The organism is Burkholderia semiarida, from assembly GCF_029268935.1.
Taxonomy (GTDB): Bacteria; Pseudomonadota; Gammaproteobacteria; order Burkholderiales; family Burkholderiaceae; genus Burkholderia; species Burkholderia semiarida.
The window spans coordinates 231,792-250,590 of the sequence record NZ_JAHLCL010000008.1; the positions used below are offsets into that span (position 1 = coordinate 231,792).

The window sequence follows — 18,799 nt, forward strand, 5'->3', positions numbered from 1 at the left end:
TTATGGGATGCAGGACGCCTCCGAACCTGACCAGGCGTGAACTCGAGGGCGGACCCGGCCCACCCTTTGGGATTCGCTGAACGCCCACGCGCCGCGGGCCGGAAATGGACCCGACTGCGCTCTCCTTGGCTTCGTCCCTTTTCGCCCGCGGCGGCGCACGCTACCCCCTCACCGCTCGATCTGCCGATTCCACCGCGTATCCCACTGCGCACGGCGTGCGTTGATCGCGGTCCAGTCGACCACCGTCACCTTGCGCACCAGATCGTCGACGTTGCCGAGGCTTTGCTGCATCGTGGCAGGCATCTTCGCGAGACGGTTGGTCGGAATCTGCTTGCCGGCCTCGGCCGCCTTCGTCTGCGCGGGCGCGGACAGCAAAAACTGCGCGAGCTTCTGCGCGAGTTGCGGATCGGGATTGTTCGCGACCACGCACAGGTCGACGAGCAGCAGCACCGGGCCTTCCTTCGGATTCGCATACGCAACGGGGATGCCCTTGTCCTGCAGGTCGCCGACGCCGGTCGGCGTCAGCGGGAACAGGCCGGCTTCGCCCGTCTGTACCATCTCCGAGATCTTCGCCGAGTTCGGGATGTATTCGACGACGTTCGGCCCGACCGTGCTCGCCCACTTGCTGAAGCCCGGCTCGACGTTCTGTTCGTTACCGCCGAGCAGCCGGTTGATCGCGAGGAAGCCGTGCAGCCCGAACGTGCTGCTCGACGCCGACTGGAACACGACCTTGCCCTTGTATTTCGGATCGGCGAAATCCATCCACGACGTCGGCGGCGCCCAGCCTTTCTCGGCGAACAGCTTCTTGTTGTACGCGATGCCGGTCATCCCGAGCTGCACGCCCGCGCCGACGTCGTCCTTCATCCGCGCGAACGGGTACAACTCCTTCAATACCGGCGAATCGTCGAGTTTCTGGCATACGCCGAGGCTCACCGCGCGCGCCATCACACCGTCGTCGCGGAACGCGACGTGGATCTGCGGCTTGTTGCGGTTCGCGAGCAGCTTCGCGAGCACGTCCGACGACGTGCCGGGCACGATCACCACCTTCACGTTGTTGGCCTTCTCGAAGTCGGGCAGCACCTGGCTCGTATAGGCCTTTTCCATCGGCCCGCCGTTCATGCCGACGTAGATCGTCTTCGTTTGCGCGCACGCGGGCGCGCCGGCGCCTGCGATGCAAAGGGCGGCGGCCGCCGCGATCGTGCCGAGCAGTTTCATTTTTGGATCTCCTCTTGACGGAAAGGGGCGGTCGGCGCGGCTTGCGGGAAGAAGCGGCCGATCGAGAATGCATCGAGTGGCGTGACGGTTTCGCCGGTGGTGACGAGATCGGCGAGTACCTCGCCGACACCCGGCGCGAGCAGGAAGCCGCCGCCTGAAAAGCCGAATGCATGCAGCAGGCGCGGCGTCGTGCGGCTCGCGCCGATGATCGGGTTGTGGTCGGGCGTGCAGCCTTCGACGCCGCTCCACGTGCGGATCAGCAGCGCGTCGCGCAGCGCGGGCAGCAGCGCGCACGCGTCGCGCATCACCGCGCGCGTCGTATCGACCGACGGCTGGCCGAATTCGCCGTCGCCGCGGCCGCGGCCGCCGCCGATCACGCAGTTGCCGCGCGCGACCTGGCGCGCGTACACGCCGCCGCCGTACACGCCGAGGTTGTGCGCGATGAACGGCGGCAGCGGTTCGGTCACCCACATGTTCGGGTAGATCGGCTCCATCGGCACGGCTTCGCCGAAGCGCTCTGCGATCGTGTTCGCCCATGCGCCGGCCGAATTGATCAGCCATGTCGCCGTGTGCGCGCAGCCGCCGGCCTGCACATGAAAGCGCGTGCCGTCGTGGTGAACCTCGTCGACCGGGGTGTGCTCGAACACGTCCGCGCCCGCCGCGCGAGCCGCACGCGCGAACGCCGGCGACACGAGGCGCGGGTTCGCATGGCCGTCGGTCTCGCACAGCGAGCCGCCGAGCGCCGCGCGGCCGAGCCACGGGTAGCGGCGGCGGAACGCGTCGCCGCGCATCACCTGCAGCGGCAAGCCGTGTTCGCCGGCGAGCGCGGCGTACGCGTCGAGCGCGTCGAGATCGGCGTCGCTGCGCGCAAGCCGCAAGTGGCCGGACACGACGAATTCGCCGTCGATGCCGATCAGTTCGGGCAGGCGATCCCAGATACGCCGCGCGCGCAGCGCGAGCGGCAATTGCTCGGCCGGGCGGCCCTGGCAGCGCACCCCGCCGTAGTTCACGCCGCTCGCCTGCGCACCGCAGTCGCGCCGCTCGAACAGCCCGACGCGCAAGCCGCGTCGCGTGAGCGCGAGTGCGGCCGACGCGCCGACGAGGCCGCCGCCGACGATCGCGACGTCGTAATGTCGACGCTCACTCATCGCGCGCCTCGTCGGGAATCGCCGCGACGTCGTCGCCCGCGAGCGCGGCCGAGATCGGGAACGGCTTCACCGGCGGTTGCGCACGCAACCGGCCGACGTCGGCGAGCGGAAGGCCGGTTTCGGCGGCCAGCACGAGCGCGGCCGCGTCGCCGCACATGCGGCCCTGGCAGCGACCCATGCCGACGCGCGTCAGCGCTTTCAGCCGGTTCATTTCGGTCGCTGCGCCCGCGCGAATGCAGCGGCGCAGCGTGCCCGCGTCGACTTCCTCGCAGCGGCACACGATCGTGTCGTCGGGGCAGCGCGCGGCTTGGTCGGCCGGCGGCGCGAATGCCGCTTCGAGGCCCACGCGGAACGAGCCGATGCGTGCGAGCGTGCGGTCGAGCGCCGCCGTGTCGGGTTTGCCGGACGGCGAGCGAGATGCGATGCCGGCATCGTCGAGCAACGCGAGCGCCGCACGTCGGCCCGACGCTTCGGCCGCGTCGGCGCCCGCGATGCCCGCGCCGTCGCCGGCGACGTAGATACCGCGCACCGACGTGCGCCCGGCTGCGTCGCGCTCCGGCAGCCATGCGCGATCGAGCGGGTCGAAGCCGAACCGGCAGCCGGCCAGATCGGCGAGCTGCGTTTCGGAACGCAGGCCGAAGCCGAGGCCGAGCGCATCGCAGTCGAGCACGCGCGGCGACGCGGTGCGCTCGTCGTCGCCTGCGGCGCGCCATGCGAGCCCCGTCACATGTCGGGCGCCGAGCACGCGCTCGAACGTGACGCCCGTTTCGATCGCGACGCCGTGCGCGCGCAGCCAGCCGATGGTGTAGAGCCCCTTCGCGAAGATCGACGGCATGCGCAGCAGCGCGGGCGCGGCGGCGGCCTGGCGGCGCAGCGGGCTCGTATCGAGCACGGCCGCGACCTGCGCGCCGGCCTTCGCATACTGGTAAGCGACGAGGTAAAGCAGCGGCCCCGTGCCCGCGAAAACGATGCGCCGGCCGATCGCGCAGCCCTGCGCCTTCAGCGCGACCTGTGCGCCGCCGAGCGTATAGACGCCCGCGAGCGTCCAGCCCGGCACGGGCAGCACGCGGTCGGTGGCGCCGCTCGCGACGATCAGGTGCGCGTACGGCACCGTCACTTCACGGCCGTCCTGCAGCGTGTCGACGCGGCCCGCGCCGCATGACCACGCCAGTGTGTTCGGCCGGTAGTCGACGTGCGGCAGCAGCGCGGCCATCGTCCGGTGCAGCGCGTCGGCCTTCGCGGCCTCGAAGCCGTATAGCGTGCGCTTGTCGCGCGCGAACGCGGCGCCGGCCGGCGGTTGACGATAGATCTGTCCGCCCCAGCGCGCGTTCTCGTCGATCACGACCGGCCGCAGTCCCGCGTCGACCAGTGCCTCGGCCGCGCGCACGCCGGCCGGCCCCGCGCCGACGATCACCGGCTGCAGCGCGGCGTTCATGCTGCGTCTCCGGCTGCGATCGGCCGGGCGATCGTGAGAATCCGCATGCCTTCGACGATCGGCGTCGAGCATGCGCGCACGCGTGCGCCGGCTTCGGTGCGCACCCAGCAGTCCTGGCACGCGCCGATCAGGCAGAAGCCCGCGCGCGGCTGCCCGCTGAATTCGCTGATGCGCACGCGACGCTGCGCGACCAGAATCGCGGTGAGCACGGTGTCGCCGGCGAGCGCCTGCGCAGGACGGCCGTCGAGCGTGAACGCGACGGACGCGCGCTCGCGTTCGGCGACGCGCACGAACTGCGCGCCGTCGTCCGCGATGTCGTTGGTACGGGAAACGGGAGTCGTCATCAATGTTGGCCGATCAGGATGCGGTTCAGGCCGTATACGCGATCGAGCAGCAGCATCGCGCCGGCGGTGATGAAGATGACGAGCGCCGACACCGACGCCATCATCGGGTCGATCGATTCGGTCGCGTACATGTACATGCGCACGGGCAGCGTGACCGTCTGCGGCGACGTGACGAAGATCGACATCGTCAGCTCGTCGAAGCTGTTGATGAACGCGAGCAGCCAGCCGCCCGTGATGCCGGGCACGATCATCGGCAGCGTGATGCGGCGGAAGGTCGTCCACGGGTCCGCGCCGAGCGAGCATGCGGCCTGCTCGATGCTGCGGTCGAGGCCCGCGACGGACGCGAGCACGAGCCGCATCACGAACGGCGTGATGACGATCATGTGCGCGAGCACGAGCCATGCGAACGAACCGGTCGCGCCGATCAGCGCGAAAAAGCGCAGCAGCGCGATGCCGAGCACGAGGCCGGGAATCACGAGCGGCGACAGCAGCAGCCCGTTCAGGAACGCGCGGCCCGGAAACGTCGCGCGGCCGATCGCGAGGCCGGCCGGCAACGCGATCGCGAGCGACAGCGTCGCCGACGCGAACGCGAGCTTCACGCTGTTGAGGAACGCGGTGACGAAGTCGGGATAGTCGAGGATCGCGCGGAACCAGCGCAGCGACACGCCGCGGGTCGGCAGCGTCAGCGTTTCGTCGGGCGTGAACGCGACGAGCACGACGATCACGAGCGGCGCGAGCACGAACAGGATCACGAGCGTGTGGAACGCCAGCGCAAAGGGGCCGTTCTTTCTCATCGGGAGGCGCCTCCGAGGCTGCGCGCGTAGCGGCGTTCGAGCACGCGGTAGTAGGTGAGCATCACGGCGAGGTTCGCCGCGAGCAGCAGCACCGCGATCGTCGCGCCGAGCGGCCAGTTCAGCGAGCCGAGGAATTCGTCGTAGACGGCCGTGGCCGCGACCTTCAGGCGGCGCCCGCCGAGCAGGCCCGGAATCGCGAACGCGCTCGCCGACAGCCCGAACACCATCAGGCTGCCCGACAGCACGCCGGGCATCAGTTGCGGCACGACGATGCGGCGCAGCGTCGTGAACGGCGATGCGCCGAGCGACAGCGCCGCGTGCTCCGTCTGCGGATCGAGCCGCTGCAGCGCGGTCCACACCGGAATCACCATGAACGGCAGCATCACGTGCACCAGCGCGATCACGATCGCGAAGGTCGTGTATTCGAGCTTGTACGGCCCGAGGCCGACGAGCGCGAGCGCCTGGTTCACGAGCCCGCTCGTGTTCAGCAGCATGCTCCAGCCGAACGCGCGCACGACCACCGACACGAGCAGCGGCGCGAGGATCGCGAGCAGGAACAGCGAGCGCCACGGGTCGCGCATTTTCGACAGCACGTACGCTTCGGGCGTGCCGATCGCGACGCAGATCGCGGTGGTCAGCGCGGCAATGCCGAACGTGCGCGCGAAGATCGTGTGGAAGTACGACGAGCCGAGCACTTCCGCGTAGTTGCCGAACTGGAACGCGGCGATCGGGCCGGTGGCCGGGTCGAAGCGGTAGAACGTCAGCACGAATGTCATCGCGAGCGGCACGAGCACGAGCGCGGCGAACAGCGCGAAGGCAGGCGCGCACATCAGCCACAGCGGCGCATGCGCGCGCCAGCGCGCGCGCAGCGCGGCGGCGGCGCCGGCACGGGGCGTCACCGCGTCCGCCGCGGCCGTGGCGGCCACGGTCGCGCCCGATTGCACGACCCCGGCCGGTGCGCCTTCAGTCGAGAGCGGGCGGGAAGGCTGTCGCATTCAGGCCTCCCGGCGCATCACGCGCACCGCGTCGCTGTGCCAGTCGATGCCGACCGGCGCGCCTTCCGCGAGCGGCTCCGCGCCTTCGTTCTGGCAGCACACGAGCACCTCGCCGAGCGCGCTGTCGACGCGGTACAGCCACTGGCTGCCGAGGAAGAAGCGGCTCGTGACGGTCGCCGCGAAGCGGCCGGCCTCGGGCGCGCACAGCCGCAGCTTTTCGGGGCGGATGCAGACCGATACCGCGTCGCCCACGCGCACGTCGCGCTCGCGCGGGGGCAGATGCGCGGTGCGGCCCGTCTCGGCGAGATCGTGCCCGAGGTCGATGCGGATCGCGTCGCCGTCGTGCGCGACGATCGTGCCGGGCAGCAGGTTCGCCTTGCCGATGAATTGCGACACGAAATGATTTTCGGGGCGCTCGTATGCGCGATACGGGGTATCGGTCTGCGTGATGCGGCCGGCTTCCATCACGACCACGCGGTCGCTGATCGACAGCGCTTCCGACTGATCGTGCGTGACCATGATCGTCGTCGTGCCGATCTTGCGCTGGATCGCGCGCAGCTCGAACTGCATGTCCTCGCGCAGCTTCGCGTCGAGATTCGACATCGGTTCGTCGAGCAGCAGCACGGGCGGCTCGATCACGACCGCGCGCGCGATCGCCACGCGCTGCCGCTGGCCGCCGGACAATTCGCGCGGAAAGCGGTGCGCGAGCGCGTCGAGCCGCACGAGCGCCAGCGCCGCGCGAATGCGCTCCGCGCGCTCGGCCTTGTCGATGCCGCGCATGTCGAGGCCGAAGCCGACGTTCTCCGCGACGCTCATGTGTGGAAACAGCGCATAGCTCTGGAACACGATGCCGAGCCCGCGGCGGTTCGGCTTCAGGTGCGTGATGTCCTGCCCGTCGAGCGCGATGCGGCCGCGCGTGACGTCGACGAAGCCGGCGATCATCTGCAGCGTGGTGGTCTTGCCGCAGCCGGACGGCCCGAGCAGCGACACGAATTCGCCTTGCTCGACCGACAGGTTGACGTCCGCGACGGCGGTGAGCTCGCCGAAGGTTTTCGTCAGATCCGTAAGCGTGAGAAACGACATGGAGAGCTCCGGGTTCGCACACCGCATGGCCGGTGCGCCGATGACGCGGACTCTAGCCAGCCATATTTCGGCGCGTCAATTTCGAATTCTGCTGAACGGGAGGAATTTCGGAAAAATTCCATTGACCGGAACGAATCGGAAAATCGCCTGCGAATCGTTCCGTTGGATGACGGGCGGCCGATCCGTGAAATGTCCGCGTCAATCCCGTGCACACCCGGATGCCCGCGGATTTTCGGCCGGACGACAATAGCGGCTACCGTATTCCATTCACTGAAATCGTCGAGGAGAGCCGACATGCAGGAACCTCGTTCGCGCGGAACGTCGCCGTCCGCCCGCGCGCCGCGCCCGGACGAGCACGCCGCCGATGCGGCAGATCCCGTCGATTCAGCCGGTGCGCCCGGCACCGGCATGCTGCAGCGTGCGTTCGCGATCCTGCGCGCGCTGGCCGGCATGCAGCAGGACGGCGTGCGCGTCACGCATCTGGCGAAGGCCGTCGGCCTGACGCAGGGCACCGCGCACCGCATCCTGCAATCGTTGATCGCCGAAGGGATGGTCGAACAGGACGAGCAGTCGAAGCTGTACCGGCTGAGCGTCGACTTTTTCGCGCTCGCCGCGCAGGCCGGCAACCCGAGCAGCATGCGCACGCTGTGCCGTCCCGCGCTGCTGCGGCTGTGCGCGAGCCTCGGCGAAACCATCTTCCTGCTGGTGAAGAGCGGCTTCGACGCCGTGTGTCTCGACCTGTGCGAAGGGCCGTTTCCGATCCGCTCGTTTACCGGCGATATCGGCGGGCGCATCGCGCTCGGCGTCGGGCAGGGCAGCCTTGCGATCCTCGCGTTCCTGCCCGAAGCCGAGCGCGAGGAGGTGATCCGCTTCAACGTGCCGCGCATCCGCGGCTACGGTGTGCTCGACGAGGTGTATCTGCGCACCGAGATCGAACGCGTGCGGCAACTCGGCTACGCGGGCCGCAACAGCGGCGTGCTCGACGGAATGGCCGGCGTCGCGGTGCCGATCCTCGATCGCACCGGTTATCCGGTGGGTGCGCTGAGCGTCGGCACGCTCGCGTCGCGGCTCGGCGACGACCGGATGCCGATGGTCGTCGAACTGCTGCGACGTCAGGCCGCCGCGATCGGCCCGCGCACCAATCCGTTCGACGCCGCGTTGCGGCGGCCGATGCACGGGCTGTCGGGGAAAACCGTCTAGCCGCGTCGCGCGTGGCCGTTTCATCGGCTTGCTCGGCCCAGGCGCCATGCCGTTCGCCGGTGCGGATCGAACGCCTCGAATGACGTTTTTCGAGGGTTATACGACCTTTGAGCCATCCGCGTCACGTTCCATACTGCACGTGAACGATCAAGCAGGAACCCGCACGCAAGCGCCATCGCGTGTCGCGTAGCCGGCCTGGTCAATCACGACACGAAAAGGAACGGAAGATGCGACTCAAAAATAAATCGGTGTTGATCACGGGCGGCACCAGCGGCATCGGTCTGGCCACCGCGAAGCTGTTCATGGCGGAAGGTGCGCGCGTCGCGGTGACGGGGCGCGACGAGGCCGCATTCGAGCGCGTGAAGGCGGAACTCGGCGAGCATGCGCTCGTGCTCAAGGGCGACGTCAGGTCGCTGGACGACATGCGCGCGATTGCCGCCGCGGCCGACGAGACGTTCGGCGGCCTCGATGTCGTGTTCGCCAACGCGGGCTGGGCGTTCCCGTCCGCCGTGAACGACATCGACGACACGCTCTACAACGACATCATGGACGTCAACGTCAAGGGTGTGGTGTTCACGCTTCAAGCAGCGCTGCCGTACCTGCGCGAAGGTTCGTCGGTGATCCTCAATACCTCGTTCGTCGATCAGACCGGCAAGCACGGCATCTCGTTGACCGCGGCGGCAAAAGCCGCCGTGCGTTCGCTGGCCCGCAGCTGGTCGTACGAATTTCTCGACCGGAAAATCCGTTTCAACGCGATCGCACCCGGCCCGATCGATACGCCGCTGCTGTCCAGGTGGGGCAAGCCCGACGAATGGGTGCGCGAGCGCAAGGCCGAATTCGCGCACGCGATTCCGGTTGGCCGCATGGGCGAGGCCGACGACATCGCGTACGCGGCGCTCTATCTCGCCAGCGACGAATCCTCGTACGTCGTCGGTACCGAGCTGGTCGTCGACGGCGGTGCGTCGCAGCTTTAAGCCCGCGCTTCGCGATCGCCGGGCCCGGCATGTCACCCCGGCTCATCCTCATCCCGATTTCACGTCCGCCGCGCCGTTCGCCGCGGCGGTTCTTCGATCCGGCCCGGCGCGGTTGCACGCGCTCATGGGCCGAAGTTGCAAGGAGCAATCATCTTGACCGACAGTAGCGACAACCATGCGTCCGCCGGGCCGCTCACGCGGGCAGGCCGTTCGCGCCGCGATGTCCTGAAGTTCGGCAGCGCGGCCACCCTCGGCGCCGTGCTGGGTGGCGGCGCGGTGCTCGGGCACGCCACGCCGGCGCCTGCGGGCAGCACGGGGCTGCTCGCGCCGAACGAGCCGCTCGAGATCCTGATCGTCAATTACGACGGCGGCACGCTGCTCGACTTCGCGGGCCCCAGCGAGGTCTTCCACCGGTTGCCGAATACGAACGTGCGCTATGCGAGCCTCGACGGCGGCAACGTGACGCTCGAATTCGGCGTCGTGTACGGCAAGACCGAACGGCTGGCCGATATCCACAGGACCGACGTGATCCTCGTGCCCGGCGGGTCCAATTTGTCGGTGCCGATGCGGCCGGCGTATCAGGCGCAGATCCGCCGTCTGGCGGAGAGCGCCAAACACGTGACGTCGGTATGCAACGGGTCGCTCGTGCTCGCCGCGACGGGCGTGCTCCAGGGCAAGCGCAGCGCCTGCCATTGGGCGTTCGTCAACAAGCTGGCCGAATATGGTGCGATTCCCGTTCCCGATCGCTTCGTCGAAGACGACAACGGCCGCTTCATGAGCGGCGGCGGCGTGACGGCGGGCATCGACTTCGCGCTGCGCGTGGCGGCGAAGCTGCGCGGCCAGCAGGCCGCCGAGTACACGCAGCTCGTGATCGAATACGATCCCGATCCGCCGTTCCACGCCGGTCATCCGAGAGAGGCGCGGCCCGAACTCGTCGCGATGGTCGACAAGAAGCTGCCCGGTGCATCAAAGGGGCTCGCACGCATTCCCGGCGTGCGCTGAAACGCTTGCCGGCACCGCGAGCAGCGTTGCCGCCTCTTCAATTCAAACCCGATTCGGAAATCATTCGATGCGACGGATTCATCTTTGTACTGCCGCGCTTGCAGCGTGCGTGTCATTTTTTTCATTCGCGGCGTCGGCTGTCGCCGCTGGTGCGCAACGCCCGCCCGAAGCGGCCATCAAGGCCGAGAACGCGCGATGGGCGGACGCTTTTGCGCGAGGGGATTACGACGCGATCGGCCGCCTCTATACCGACGACGGCGCGCTCTTGCCGCCGGGCGGCGACAAGGTCACGGGGCGCCGGGCGATCACCGAGTACTTCACCAACGGGTATGCCGGATCGAAACCCGGCACCGTGTCGTTCGACAACTACGAGTTCTACGGTAACGACCAGGCCGTGACGGAGGTATCGGATGTGGAGGTTCGCAATCACGACGGAGTGCTGAAGATCCGCGCGAAGCAGACGCTCGTGTTCCTGAAGCAGGGCGGCACGTGGAAGCTGCATCGCGACATGTGGAACGCTTACCCGCCGGTCAAGGATTGACGACGACTATCGACGTCCGGCGAAATGGCGCGTTGGGCACCCACGCGCCAATCACCCATTGGCGAGACGTCGACCCGGCCGCGCGCTGACCGGCAGGCGGCCGATCAGCGCGCGGCGTTCGACCTGCTCTCGCGTCGAACCGCTTGCGGCGGGTGCCCGAGCAGCTTGATGAAGGCACGGCGCATCCGTTCCGGATCGGTGAATCCCACCGCCAGCGCGATCTGTTCGATCGGTTCGCTGCCGCTCTGCAGGCGTAGCCTTGCCGCTTCTACTCGTAGACGCTCGACCGCCCTCGCGGGCGTTTCCCCGGTTTCCCGGCGAAAGGCGCGCCCGAACTGTCGCACGCTCAAGCTCGCCGCATCGGCGAGCCGTTCGACCGGCAACGCTTCGGCCAGATGTTCGCGAGCGAAATTCAGTGCGATACGGATGCGATCCGATTCCGGCTCCATCTGCGACATCGCGGAGAATTGCGACTGCCCGCCGGGCCGCCGATACGGAACGACGAGAAGCCGCGACACCTCGCGCGCGATCTCCGCGCTCATGTCCCGTTCGATCATGCCGAGCGCGAGGTCGATGCCGGACGCGATGCCCGCCGACGTCCAGACGCGGCCGTCGACGACATAGATGCTGTCGCCGTCGACCCGTGTGCGAGGAAAGCGCGACTGCAATTGCGCGGCGTATCGCCAGTGCGTCGCCGCTCTCAATCCGTCCAGCGAACCGGTTTCCGCAAGCAGGAATGCGCCGGTACACACGCTTGCCACTCGCGACGCCCTGGTGGCCAGCTTGCTGGCCGCGACGATATTCTCCGACGTCTGCATCGGCGCGATATCGCCGCCGACGAACACGACGGTGTCGAACGCGCGCCGTCCGATCGGCTTCGTGTCGATCGAAAGGCCGGTATTGCCGGGAATCGGGCCGCCGAATGGCGAGATGACGTGAAGATCGTATGGCGTGCGGCCGGCGGCCGTGGCCACCTGATTGAAGGCCGATAGCGGCCCGCCAAGATCGAGCGCGTCGTAGCCGCGGCAGACGAAGAATCCAATTCGATGCATGACGAGGCAATGAGTCGGTAACGCCGGAATGGCGAATTTTACGGGGGAACCCTCGAATCATGTCATTTGGCTTGAAACGAGGGAAAAGCGTCCTTTACGTCTTCATCGATCGACTGTATGGGTTTGCGCCGCGCGGATGCGATGCCGACAGAAAGCAACGAACAGCGACGATAGGTGAATGCCGGTTGATCTCGCGCAGCGGGCGTCCCGATCCGGGAAAAAGCGCCGGTATTGCAGCGCAGCGAAAGACGGCGACGCCCGCCCGGTCGAGCCTCCGTCACGAACCGAAACCGCCGCCGCGGCCATCATGCGGATGCCGATGGTTGACCGCCGGCGGTCATGCTAGGATTTCCGTCAAACAACTCCGGAGACTGCGATGCCGTTCATCTGCGAAAACGTCGAATGTCGTGCCGTGCTGGCTCGCGGGCAGGTCAGGCACCATCAGGAGGGCGCGGGCTGGTGCTTCTACTGCCCCGACTGCAACACCCGAAACGAGTTGATGAATATCGGCACGGCCAGCGGGCCTGTCGAACTGGTTCAGCCGGAACGAGCGAGCCCGCCGCACAAGGTCGTCGCGACGGCACGGCCGCTGGACGACGGCCGCTACGCGGCGCAGTTGAGCGTTCAGCGAGCGCTCGCCGTGAAGGGCACGTACGCGGCCGAAGAGCACTGGGACGAACTCGGCGTATTCGGCGACGCGCAGGAAGCCGTCGCGCATGCGAAGTCATTCGCCACGGACCTGCTGCAGCGCGCCGCGTAATCGGCATTTTTCCGTGAATGAACAAGAGGCGTCGCGCATTCGTGCGCGACGCCTCTTTGCATTTTCCGCCTGCGTTTTTCAATCGCGGATATCGAACGCGAAGGACTGCTGCGCGATCCGTCGAACCATGCCGTCCCGAACCAGGCTCGCGAGAAGGCCATGCGTGGTCACGCAGCCGGCGCCTGTGCCGCGCGGGCCCGTTCGCGGGCCGCGACGAGTTCCCGGATCCGCTCGCGGTCGGCCGGCGTCACCGGCGTGAAGGTCACGAGGCTCAGGTCCGGGCTGCCGGTGACCGAGAACGCCGAATAGTCGAGCGCGATCCGGCCGACTTCCGGATGGCGGATCTCCTTCGTGCCTTCGTCGTGCGTTCGGATATCGTGGTCGCGCCACATTGCGTCGAATTCGGCGCTGGTCGCGCGCATCTCGTCGACGAACGCCTGCACGGCCCGCGTCGCGCCGCTGCGCGCGACGTCCGCACGAAACGCGCCGACCGCGAACCGCGCGACGCGCTCCCAGTTCGGCTGCGCATCGCGCACGCGCGCATCGACGAAGATCAGCCGCAGGATGTTGCGTGCGGCCGGCGGCAGCGTCGCATAGTCGGTCAGCGTCGCGGCCGCGGCGTCGTTCCATGCGACGACGTCCCACGTCGCGGTGCGGATGATCGCGGGGCTCGCGTCGAGCGAATCGAGCACGCGTTGCAGCCGCGGCGTCACGCTGGCCGGCGCGTGATAACGCACCTCGGGCGGATGGCCGACGCCGAGCAGGAACAGGTGTTCGCGTTCGGCGTCGTTGAGCATCAGCGCGCGGGCGAGCCGGTCGAGCACGTCGGCCGACGGCGCGCCGCCGCGCCCCTGTTCGAGCCACGTGTACCACGCGGCGCTCACGTGCGCGCGCTGCGCGACTTCCTCGCGCCGCAGGCCCGGCGTGCGGCGGCGCGTGGCCGGCAGCCCGAGCACGGCCGGGTCGAGTTTCTCGCGGCGGTCCCGCAGGTACGCGCCGAGCAGGTTGTCGGGGGCGTCAGCCATATCCTGTTAGTTCGTTTACCGGTAAACCGTCACGGCTTCACCGCGAGCGGCGCTCGGCAGATAGTAAGCCTCCATTTCATCCGGAGGTGCTGAACATGCGTGTCTTTGTTACGGGAGCGTCGGGATTCGTCGGCTCGGCCGTCGTCGCCGAACTCTTGGCCGCCGGGCACTCGGTGCTCGGGCTCGCGCGGTCGGATGCAGCGGCGGCATCGGTTGCCGCGGCCGGCGCCGACGTCCATCGCGGGTCGCTCGAGGATCTCGAGAGCCTGACGCGCGGCGCCGACGCCGCCGACGCGGTGATCCACACGGGATTCAATCACGACTTCTCGCGCTTCGCGCAGAACTGCGAACTCGACCGCCGCGCGATCGAGACGATCGGCGCGGCGCTCGCCGGTTCGGCGCGGCCGCTGATCGTCACGTCGGGCCTCGCGCTCGTCGCGCCCGGCCGCGCGGCGACGGAGGACGATTCGCATGTGCCGGTGTCGGCGAATTATCCGCGTGCGTCCGAAGCGAGCGCGGTCGCGCTCGAAGCGCGCGGCGTGCATGCGTCGGTTGTCCGCCTGCCGCCGTCCGTGCACGGCGACGGCGATCACGCGTTCGTGCCGCGCCTGATTGCGTTCGCGCGGGAGAAAGGGGTGGCGGCGTACATCGGCGACGGCGCGAACCGCTGGCCGGCCGTGCACCGGCTCGACGCGGCGCGCGTGTATCGGCTCGCGATCGAGCGCGGCGCGGCCGGCGCGCGCTATCACGCGGTCGACGACATGGGCGTGCCGTTTCGCGAAATCGCGGAGGTGATCGGCCGCCGGCTGAACGTGCCGGTCGTCGCGAAGTCGGCGGCGGAAGCCGGCGAGCACTTCGGCTGGTTCGCGATGTTCGCGGGGATGGATGCGCCCGCAACCAGCGAGCGCACGCGGGCGTCGCTCGGCTGGACGCCGACACAGCCGGGGCTGCTGGCCGACATCGACCGGCCGGCGTATTTCGGAAGCTGACGAGCGACGGGCGCCGCGCATCATGCGCGGCTCGGGCCGTGACGAACACGCGTACGTCGCGGCCGCCCGCCTGCGGTGCGTCATTCGACCGGATGCAGATCCTGCAGCAGCGTCGGCACCAGCTCCGATACGGTCGGGTGGATATGCATCGCGCGGCTGATCGTCGTGTACGGCGCGCCGGCGGTCATCACGTCGAGTATCCCGTGCACGACTTCGTCGCCGGTCACGCCGAGGATCGACGCGCCGAGGATCGCGTGGCTATCCGCGTCGACGATCACCTTCATGAAGCCCTGGCTTTCGCCTTTCTCGACCGCCCGGCCGACGCGCGTCATCGGGCGCGTACCGACCAGCAGCCGGCGGCCCGTCTGCTTCGCTTCCTCGAGCGTCATGCCGACGCGGCCGAGCGGCGGATCGATGTACATCGCGTAGGCCATGATGCGGTCGGACACCTTGCGCGGATCGTCGTCGAGCAGGTTGGCCGCGACGATCTCGTAGTCGTTGTACGCGGTGTGCGTGAACGCGCCGCGCCCGTTGCAGTCGCCGAGCGCCCAGATGCCGGGCACGTTGGTGCGCAACTGATCGTCGACGGTGATGTAGCCGCGCGCGTCGGTATCGACGCCCGCGCGGTCGAGCCCGAGATCGTCGGTGTTCGGCACGCGCCCGACCGCGAGCAGCAGGTGCGAGCCCGCCACCTCGCGGCCGCCGCCCGCGCAGTCGAGGCCGACCACGATGCCGTCGCCGTCGCGGCGCGCGCTCAGGCAATTCGCGTCGAGCTGCACGTCGACCCCTTCTTTTTCGAGGATCTCGCGCACGGCCTGCGACACGTCTTCGTCCTCGCGGCGGATCAGGCGCGGGCCTTTCTCGACGATCGTGACCTTCGAGCCGAAGCGGCGGTACATCTGGCCGAATTCGAGCCCGACGTAGCTGCCGCCGACGATCACGAGATGGTCGGGCAGGAAGTCGACGTCCATCATCGTCGAGTTGGTCAGGTACGGCACCGAGTCGAGGCCCGGCATCGCGGGCACCTGCGCGCGTCCGCCGACGTTGATGAAGATGCGTTCGGCTTCGAGCACGTCATCGCCCACGCGCACCGCGTTCGCGCGTTCGAAGCGGGCATGACCCTGAAAGACGGTCGTGTTGTCGAGGCCGCGCACCCATTGCTCGACGCCGTGGTTCGAGCGGCCCGAGATCTGGTCCTTGCGCGCCTTCACGGCTTTCATGTCGACGGTGACGGGGCCGCCAATCGACACGCCGTATTCGCTGGCGCGTCGGGCGAGCTGCGCGGCGTATGCGCTCGCGATCAGCGTCTTGGTGGGGATGCAGCCGGTATTTACGCAGGTGCCGCCGAAGCGGCCGCGCTCGACGATCGCGACTTTCATGCCGGCGCCGGCGAGCCGCGCGGCGAGCGGCGGCCCGGCCTGGCCGGTGCCGATGACGATCGCATCGAAGTGTTGCGTCATGACGTCCTCCTGGGCGGGGACAACGGGGAAAGGGGCAGGCGCAAGCCGCATGCCGTGCCGGCGGTCGCGCGGGCGACGAGCGCCTATGGTAGACCTGTTGGCCCGGTGTCGCGAGCGTCGGGCGGGCGACGCGCCGTATTGAAAAATGGCGCCGCCGCGGGTGGCGCGGCGTGCGGCGTCTAGTCCTTGCGCTGCCAGTGCCCGAACGACACCGGCCGGTGCGCGTCGGCGCGCGTGACGGTGACGTGGTCGGGCTGGTCGTCGAGCGGAAACGATTCGGTGACGATCCGGTTCGAAAACAGCCAGCCGTGCGTGCGCGGGTCGTAGCGGAACGTGATGTAGTCGGTCCAGTGCTGCCCGCACGCGACGGCGTTCTGCACGGTGAAATAGCGGCCCTTCACCGACACGCCGTTGCCGGCCGCATCGTCGGGATCGAACGGGTCGCACTGGCCGCCTTCGTTCGCGCGCAGCACGACTTGGTCGTTGCGGGCGGCGAGCCGGTACGTGTGATCGGCCTGTTCCTCGTAGATCAGCAGCGGGCGCGGCGACGGCTGCTCGCGCGTGTCCACTGCGCGATGCACGACGACGAGAAAGCTGCGCCGCCCGTTGTCGAGATCGGGGCCGGCCTGCGCGGTCAGCGGCTGGTAGCCGGGCGGCAGTTGCGCGGCGATCGATTTCGGCAGGGGGGCGGCGCGGGCGTGGAGCGAGAGGGCGGCGAACAGCGGGAGCAGCAGGGCGGAAAGGCGAAGGGCGCGCATGACAGGCGGTCCGGTCGAAAGGAGGAAAGGGAGATGAGTCGCGCGGCGCGTGACAGATCACGTCCGGACAACTCGCCGCCCGGCGCCGGATTTCCGGGCTCGTCGCTCGGGAAGGCGAGGCTGACGGTCGGGCTCGCGATGGACTCGCGAAGGATCGGATCGGCGACGGCGGCATCGTCGGGATAGCGGGCGGCGCGGATCTCGATCATGGGGCGGCGCGGGATCACGGGAAAGAGGGCCAGCATAGCAGCGCACAGCCGCTTTCGGCCATCCGCGAAGCGTGCCAGAATCGAGCGCTCGACCGTCGGAAACGACACGCAGGCGCCGGCGCAGCGGCGTCGCTGACCAAGGAGACTTCGATGACCGCATCGGCTGCCGTACTCGCCATCCTGGCTGCGCTGTTTCTCGGCGCGATGATCCCGGGCCCGAGCTTCGTGCTGGTTGCCCGCAATTCGATCGGGCTGTCGCGCCGCGACGGGCTCGCCACCGCACTCGGCATGGGCATCGGCGGCATCGTGTTCGGCGGCGTCGCGCTGGCCGGGCTCTACACGTTGCTGCAAGCCGTCGAATGGCTGTACGTGGGCCTCAAGGTCGCGGGCGGCGCGTACCTGATCTACATGGCGTCGAAGATCTGGCGCGGCGCCGACCGGCCGATCGCGATGGACGATCCGCAGGCGATGGCCGGCGGCAGCGCGCGCAAGTCGTTCTGGACCGGCCTCACGACCCAGCTCAGCAACCCGAAGACGGCGATCTGGTACGGCAGCATCTTCGCGGCGCTGCTCCCGCAGCATCCGCCGCTGTGGTGCTATCTCGTGCTGCCGCCGCTCGTGTTCGCGGTCGAATTCGGCTGGTACACGCTCGTCGCGCTGTGTTTCTCGACGCGCCGGCCGCGCGAGCTCTACCTGCGCGCGAAGAAGTGGGTCGACCGCATCGCGGCCGGCGCGATCACGCTGCTCGGGCTGCGGCTGATCCTGAATGCGCCGAAAGCGGGGATCTGAGCTTCATTCCTGATCAGTACCGGCGCGAACCGGCGAGTCGGCCGGTTCGCAAACGTATGACTTCCTCGTGGCGCGGCCGCTCGCCGGCTGCCGCCGATCCTGCTTCCCCACTCGGCACCGCCGCCCGCCCAGCCTTGCGCGACGGGCGTTCGCATGGGTTGACCGGCGCGTCGAACGGCGCCGCTTCCCCGATTCTGGCGGTCGACTGCCCGACGACGTGTAAACTGCTGCCTTTTTTGACGGTTTGCAGCATGGTGCAAGCATCTCCGCGCCCGGCGTTGAGCGGTCCGACGCTCGTCCGGCTGCTCGCGCGCCTGGCCGATGCCGACGTCGCGGAATCCCGGCAGACGCTGTCCGACCGGCTGAGCCAGTGGCTCGGCTGGACCGACGCGATCACGCTGTCGTCCGCGCTGAATGCGAGCCCGCCGGGCGTCGCGGCCGGCGTGCGCGGCTACGACGCGGAGCGCGATTGCGCGCGCGTGCGCCACGATCTCGCGCAGGCGATCACGGCCGCCAGCCGGCCGCGGGCGCGGCGCCGGCCGGGCGATCCGCCGCCGCCGGCCGCCGACACGGCCGATTTCGCGGATTTTCGTCAACGTTATCTGACCCTGCAGCAGGACATGGAAACGGCGATCGGCCAGTTGCGCGGCCGCCTGCGCGTCGCGCTCGCCGCACGCTCGTCCGGGATGGCGCGGCTCGCGACGCTCGACACGATCATGGAGCGCGTGCTCGGCGCGCGCGAGCGCAGCCTGTTGTCGGCCGTGCCCGCGCTGCTCGGCACGCGCTTCGCGCGGCTGCGCGAAGCGGAGCGGCAGGCGCTGGCCGACGCCGAAGCCGCTGCCGGCGGCGCATCCGCTCCGGCCGATGAAGGCGCGGCGGCCGACCCCGCGACCGTCGCGGCGATCGTGCCCGGCGCATGGCTCGATACGTTTCGCGACGAGATGCAAAGCATCCTGCTTGCCGAACTCGAAGTCCGGTTTCAAACGGTAGACGGGCTGCTCGCGGCCCTTCGCACCTGCTAATCAA

20 protein-coding genes are annotated in these 18,799 nt (G+C 68.9%); 8 read left to right on the forward strand and 12 right to left on the reverse strand.

Annotated features, from left to right (window positions below; translation table 11 throughout):
- Nucleotides 1-168: 168 nt before the first annotated feature.
- From KPB06_RS24320 to KPB06_RS24350, 7 genes are read right to left on the reverse strand one after another with little or no spacing between them, the layout of a single operon-like run.
- Nucleotides 169-1,215 carry an ABC transporter substrate-binding protein gene (locus KPB06_RS24320; protein WP_275905973.1) on the reverse strand — a complete coding sequence of 349 codons (1,047 nt, stop codon included), beginning with the start codon at nucleotides 1,213-1,215 and terminating at the stop codon, nucleotides 169-171.
- Complete coding sequence (locus KPB06_RS24325) at nucleotides 1,212-2,363, reverse strand: NAD(P)/FAD-dependent oxidoreductase (RefSeq protein ID WP_059580157.1); 1,152 nt, start codon at nucleotides 2,361-2,363, stop codon at nucleotides 1,212-1,214. Before KPB06_RS24325 ends, KPB06_RS24320 begins: the two co-directional genes overlap by 4 nt.
- Nucleotides 2,356-3,798, reverse strand: coding sequence for an FAD/NAD(P)-dependent oxidoreductase (locus tag KPB06_RS24330; protein ID WP_099317129.1), 1,443 nt, complete (start codon nucleotides 3,796-3,798; stop codon nucleotides 2,356-2,358). The genes KPB06_RS24325 and KPB06_RS24330 overlap by 8 nt, the downstream gene beginning before the upstream one ends.
- Nucleotides 3,795-4,142, reverse strand: a complete 348-nt coding sequence (locus tag KPB06_RS24335; RefSeq protein WP_059580162.1) for a (2Fe-2S)-binding protein — start codon at nucleotides 4,140-4,142, stop codon at nucleotides 3,795-3,797. Before KPB06_RS24335 ends, KPB06_RS24330 begins: the two co-directional genes overlap by 4 nt.
- Complete coding sequence (locus KPB06_RS24340; RefSeq protein WP_059580164.1) at nucleotides 4,142-4,936, reverse strand: ABC transporter permease; 795 nt, start codon at nucleotides 4,934-4,936, stop codon at nucleotides 4,142-4,144. The genes KPB06_RS24335 and KPB06_RS24340 overlap by 1 nt, the downstream gene beginning before the upstream one ends.
- Nucleotides 4,933-5,931: an ABC transporter permease gene (locus KPB06_RS24345; protein ID WP_275905972.1), complete on the reverse strand. Its 999-nt coding sequence runs from the start codon at nucleotides 5,929-5,931 to the stop codon at nucleotides 4,933-4,935. Before KPB06_RS24345 ends, KPB06_RS24340 begins: the two co-directional genes overlap by 4 nt.
- A complete protein-coding gene (locus KPB06_RS24350; RefSeq protein WP_089465414.1) occupies nucleotides 5,932-7,014 on the reverse strand; it encodes an ABC transporter ATP-binding protein in 1,083 nt (360 codons plus the stop codon). It lies immediately after the preceding gene.
- Between the two features lie 294 nt (nucleotides 7,015-7,308).
- On the opposite strand from KPB06_RS24350, the gene KPB06_RS24355 reads away from it, so the two are divergent.
- From KPB06_RS24355 to KPB06_RS24370, 4 genes are all read left to right on the forward strand, one after another.
- The gene (locus KPB06_RS24355; RefSeq protein ID WP_089465415.1) at nucleotides 7,309-8,214 is read left to right on the forward strand and encodes an IclR family transcriptional regulator; all 906 of its coding nucleotides are present in this window, start codon (nucleotides 7,309-7,311) and stop codon (nucleotides 8,212-8,214) included.
- 227 nt (nucleotides 8,215-8,441) lie between these two features.
- Complete coding sequence (locus KPB06_RS24360; protein ID WP_089465416.1) at nucleotides 8,442-9,188, forward strand: SDR family oxidoreductase; 747 nt, start codon at nucleotides 8,442-8,444, stop codon at nucleotides 9,186-9,188.
- 153 nt (nucleotides 9,189-9,341) lie between these two features.
- Nucleotides 9,342-10,190 carry a DJ-1/PfpI family protein gene (locus tag KPB06_RS24365; protein ID WP_059580176.1) on the forward strand — a complete coding sequence of 283 codons (849 nt, stop codon included), beginning with the start codon at nucleotides 9,342-9,344 and terminating at the stop codon, nucleotides 10,188-10,190.
- A 67-nt stretch (nucleotides 10,191-10,257) separates the two neighbouring features.
- On the forward strand, nucleotides 10,258-10,731 hold the full coding sequence (locus KPB06_RS24370; protein WP_059580179.1) for a YybH family protein: 474 nt from the start codon (nucleotides 10,258-10,260) through the stop codon (nucleotides 10,729-10,731).
- 104 nt (nucleotides 10,732-10,835) lie between these two features.
- Here KPB06_RS24370 and KPB06_RS24375 read toward each other — a convergent pair whose 3' ends face one another.
- Nucleotides 10,836-11,783: a GlxA family transcriptional regulator gene (locus KPB06_RS24375; RefSeq protein WP_059580180.1), complete on the reverse strand. Its 948-nt coding sequence runs from the start codon at nucleotides 11,781-11,783 to the stop codon at nucleotides 10,836-10,838.
- A gap of 376 nt (nucleotides 11,784-12,159) precedes the next feature.
- Between KPB06_RS24375 and KPB06_RS24380 the strand changes: the two genes are divergently transcribed.
- Nucleotides 12,160-12,543, forward strand: coding sequence for a hypothetical protein (locus KPB06_RS24380; protein ID WP_059580183.1), 384 nt, complete (start codon nucleotides 12,160-12,162; stop codon nucleotides 12,541-12,543).
- 167 nt (nucleotides 12,544-12,710) lie between these two features.
- On the opposite strand, the gene KPB06_RS24385 is transcribed toward KPB06_RS24380, so the two are convergent.
- Nucleotides 12,711-13,568 (reverse strand): helix-turn-helix transcriptional regulator, encoded by an 858-nt coding sequence (locus KPB06_RS24385; RefSeq protein ID WP_059580185.1) that lies wholly within the window; start codon nucleotides 13,566-13,568, stop codon nucleotides 12,711-12,713.
- A 95-nt stretch (nucleotides 13,569-13,663) separates the two neighbouring features.
- On the opposite strand from KPB06_RS24385, the gene KPB06_RS24390 reads away from it, so the two are divergent.
- A complete protein-coding gene (locus tag KPB06_RS24390) occupies nucleotides 13,664-14,557 on the forward strand; it encodes an SDR family oxidoreductase (protein ID WP_059580330.1) in 894 nt (297 codons plus the stop codon).
- 80 nt (nucleotides 14,558-14,637) lie between these two features.
- Here KPB06_RS24390 and KPB06_RS24395 read toward each other — a convergent pair whose 3' ends face one another.
- Together KPB06_RS24395 and KPB06_RS24400 are read right to left on the reverse strand one after the other, a co-directional pair.
- Nucleotides 14,638-16,017 carry an FAD-containing oxidoreductase gene (locus KPB06_RS24395; RefSeq protein ID WP_059580188.1) on the reverse strand — a complete coding sequence of 460 codons (1,380 nt, stop codon included), beginning with the start codon at nucleotides 16,015-16,017 and terminating at the stop codon, nucleotides 14,638-14,640.
- Between the two features lie 179 nt (nucleotides 16,018-16,196).
- Nucleotides 16,197-16,775 carry a hypothetical protein gene (locus tag KPB06_RS24400; RefSeq protein WP_059580191.1) on the reverse strand — a complete coding sequence of 193 codons (579 nt, stop codon included), beginning with the start codon at nucleotides 16,773-16,775 and terminating at the stop codon, nucleotides 16,197-16,199.
- A 359-nt stretch (nucleotides 16,776-17,134) separates the two neighbouring features.
- Here KPB06_RS24400 and KPB06_RS24405 point away from each other — a divergent pair, with 359 nt between their 5' ends.
- On the forward strand, nucleotides 17,135-17,773 hold the full coding sequence (locus tag KPB06_RS24405) for a LysE family translocator (protein WP_059580193.1): 639 nt from the start codon (nucleotides 17,135-17,137) through the stop codon (nucleotides 17,771-17,773).
- A 13-nt stretch (nucleotides 17,774-17,786) separates the two neighbouring features.
- Here KPB06_RS24405 and KPB06_RS24410 read toward each other — a convergent pair whose 3' ends face one another.
- Nucleotides 17,787-18,026, reverse strand: coding sequence for a hypothetical protein (locus tag KPB06_RS24410; RefSeq protein ID WP_143328745.1), 240 nt, complete (start codon nucleotides 18,024-18,026; stop codon nucleotides 17,787-17,789).
- Here KPB06_RS24410 and KPB06_RS24415 point away from each other — a divergent pair.
- The gene (locus KPB06_RS24415) at nucleotides 18,025-18,795 is read left to right on the forward strand and encodes a DUF3348 domain-containing protein (RefSeq protein ID WP_059580195.1); all 771 of its coding nucleotides are present in this window, start codon (nucleotides 18,025-18,027) and stop codon (nucleotides 18,793-18,795) included. The genes KPB06_RS24410 and KPB06_RS24415 overlap by 2 nt on opposite strands.
- Nucleotides 18,796-18,799 lie beyond the last annotated feature (4 nt).

Coding starts and splice junctions, on each gene's coding strand:
- KPB06_RS24320 (WP_275905973.1), bottom strand. CDS start 1,215: ATGAAACTGCTCGGCACGATCGCGGCGGCCGCCGCCCTTTGCATCGCA.
- KPB06_RS24325 (WP_059580157.1), bottom strand. CDS start 2,363: ATGAGTGAGCGTCGACATTACGACGTCGCGATCGTCGGCGGCGGCCTC.
- KPB06_RS24330 (WP_099317129.1), bottom strand. CDS start 3,798: ATGAACGCCGCGCTGCAGCCGGTGATCGTCGGCGCGGGGCCGGCCGGC.
- KPB06_RS24335 (WP_059580162.1), bottom strand. CDS start 4,142: ATGACGACTCCCGTTTCCCGTACCAACGACATCGCGGACGACGGCGCG.
- KPB06_RS24340 (WP_059580164.1), bottom strand. CDS start 4,936: ATGAGAAAGAACGGCCCCTTTGCGCTGGCGTTCCACACGCTCGTGATC.
- KPB06_RS24345 (WP_275905972.1), bottom strand. CDS start 5,931: ATGCGACAGCCTTCCCGCCCGCTCTCGACTGAAGGCGCACCGGCCGGG.
- KPB06_RS24350 (WP_089465414.1), bottom strand. CDS start 7,014: ATGTCGTTTCTCACGCTTACGGATCTGACGAAAACCTTCGGCGAGCTC.
- KPB06_RS24355 (WP_089465415.1), top strand. CDS start 7,309: ATGCAGGAACCTCGTTCGCGCGGAACGTCGCCGTCCGCCCGCGCGCCG.
- KPB06_RS24360 (WP_089465416.1), top strand. CDS start 8,442: ATGCGACTCAAAAATAAATCGGTGTTGATCACGGGCGGCACCAGCGGC.
- KPB06_RS24370 (WP_059580179.1), top strand. CDS start 10,258: ATGCGACGGATTCATCTTTGTACTGCCGCGCTTGCAGCGTGCGTGTCA.
- KPB06_RS24375 (WP_059580180.1), bottom strand. CDS start 11,783: ATGCATCGAATTGGATTCTTCGTCTGCCGCGGCTACGACGCGCTCGAT.
- KPB06_RS24380 (WP_059580183.1), top strand. CDS start 12,160: ATGCCGTTCATCTGCGAAAACGTCGAATGTCGTGCCGTGCTGGCTCGC.
- KPB06_RS24385 (WP_059580185.1), bottom strand. CDS start 13,568: ATGGCTGACGCCCCCGACAACCTGCTCGGCGCGTACCTGCGGGACCGC.
- KPB06_RS24390 (WP_059580330.1), top strand. CDS start 13,664: ATGCGTGTCTTTGTTACGGGAGCGTCGGGATTCGTCGGCTCGGCCGTC.
- KPB06_RS24395 (WP_059580188.1), bottom strand. CDS start 16,017: ATGACGCAACACTTCGATGCGATCGTCATCGGCACCGGCCAGGCCGGG.
- KPB06_RS24400 (WP_059580191.1), bottom strand. CDS start 16,775: ATGCGCGCCCTTCGCCTTTCCGCCCTGCTGCTCCCGCTGTTCGCCGCC.
- KPB06_RS24405 (WP_059580193.1), top strand. CDS start 17,135: ATGACCGCATCGGCTGCCGTACTCGCCATCCTGGCTGCGCTGTTTCTC.
- KPB06_RS24415 (WP_059580195.1), top strand. CDS start 18,025: ATGGTGCAAGCATCTCCGCGCCCGGCGTTGAGCGGTCCGACGCTCGTC.
- KPB06_RS24410 (WP_143328745.1), bottom strand. CDS start 18,026: ATGCTGCAAACCGTCAAAAAAGGCAGCAGTTTACACGTCGTCGGGCAG.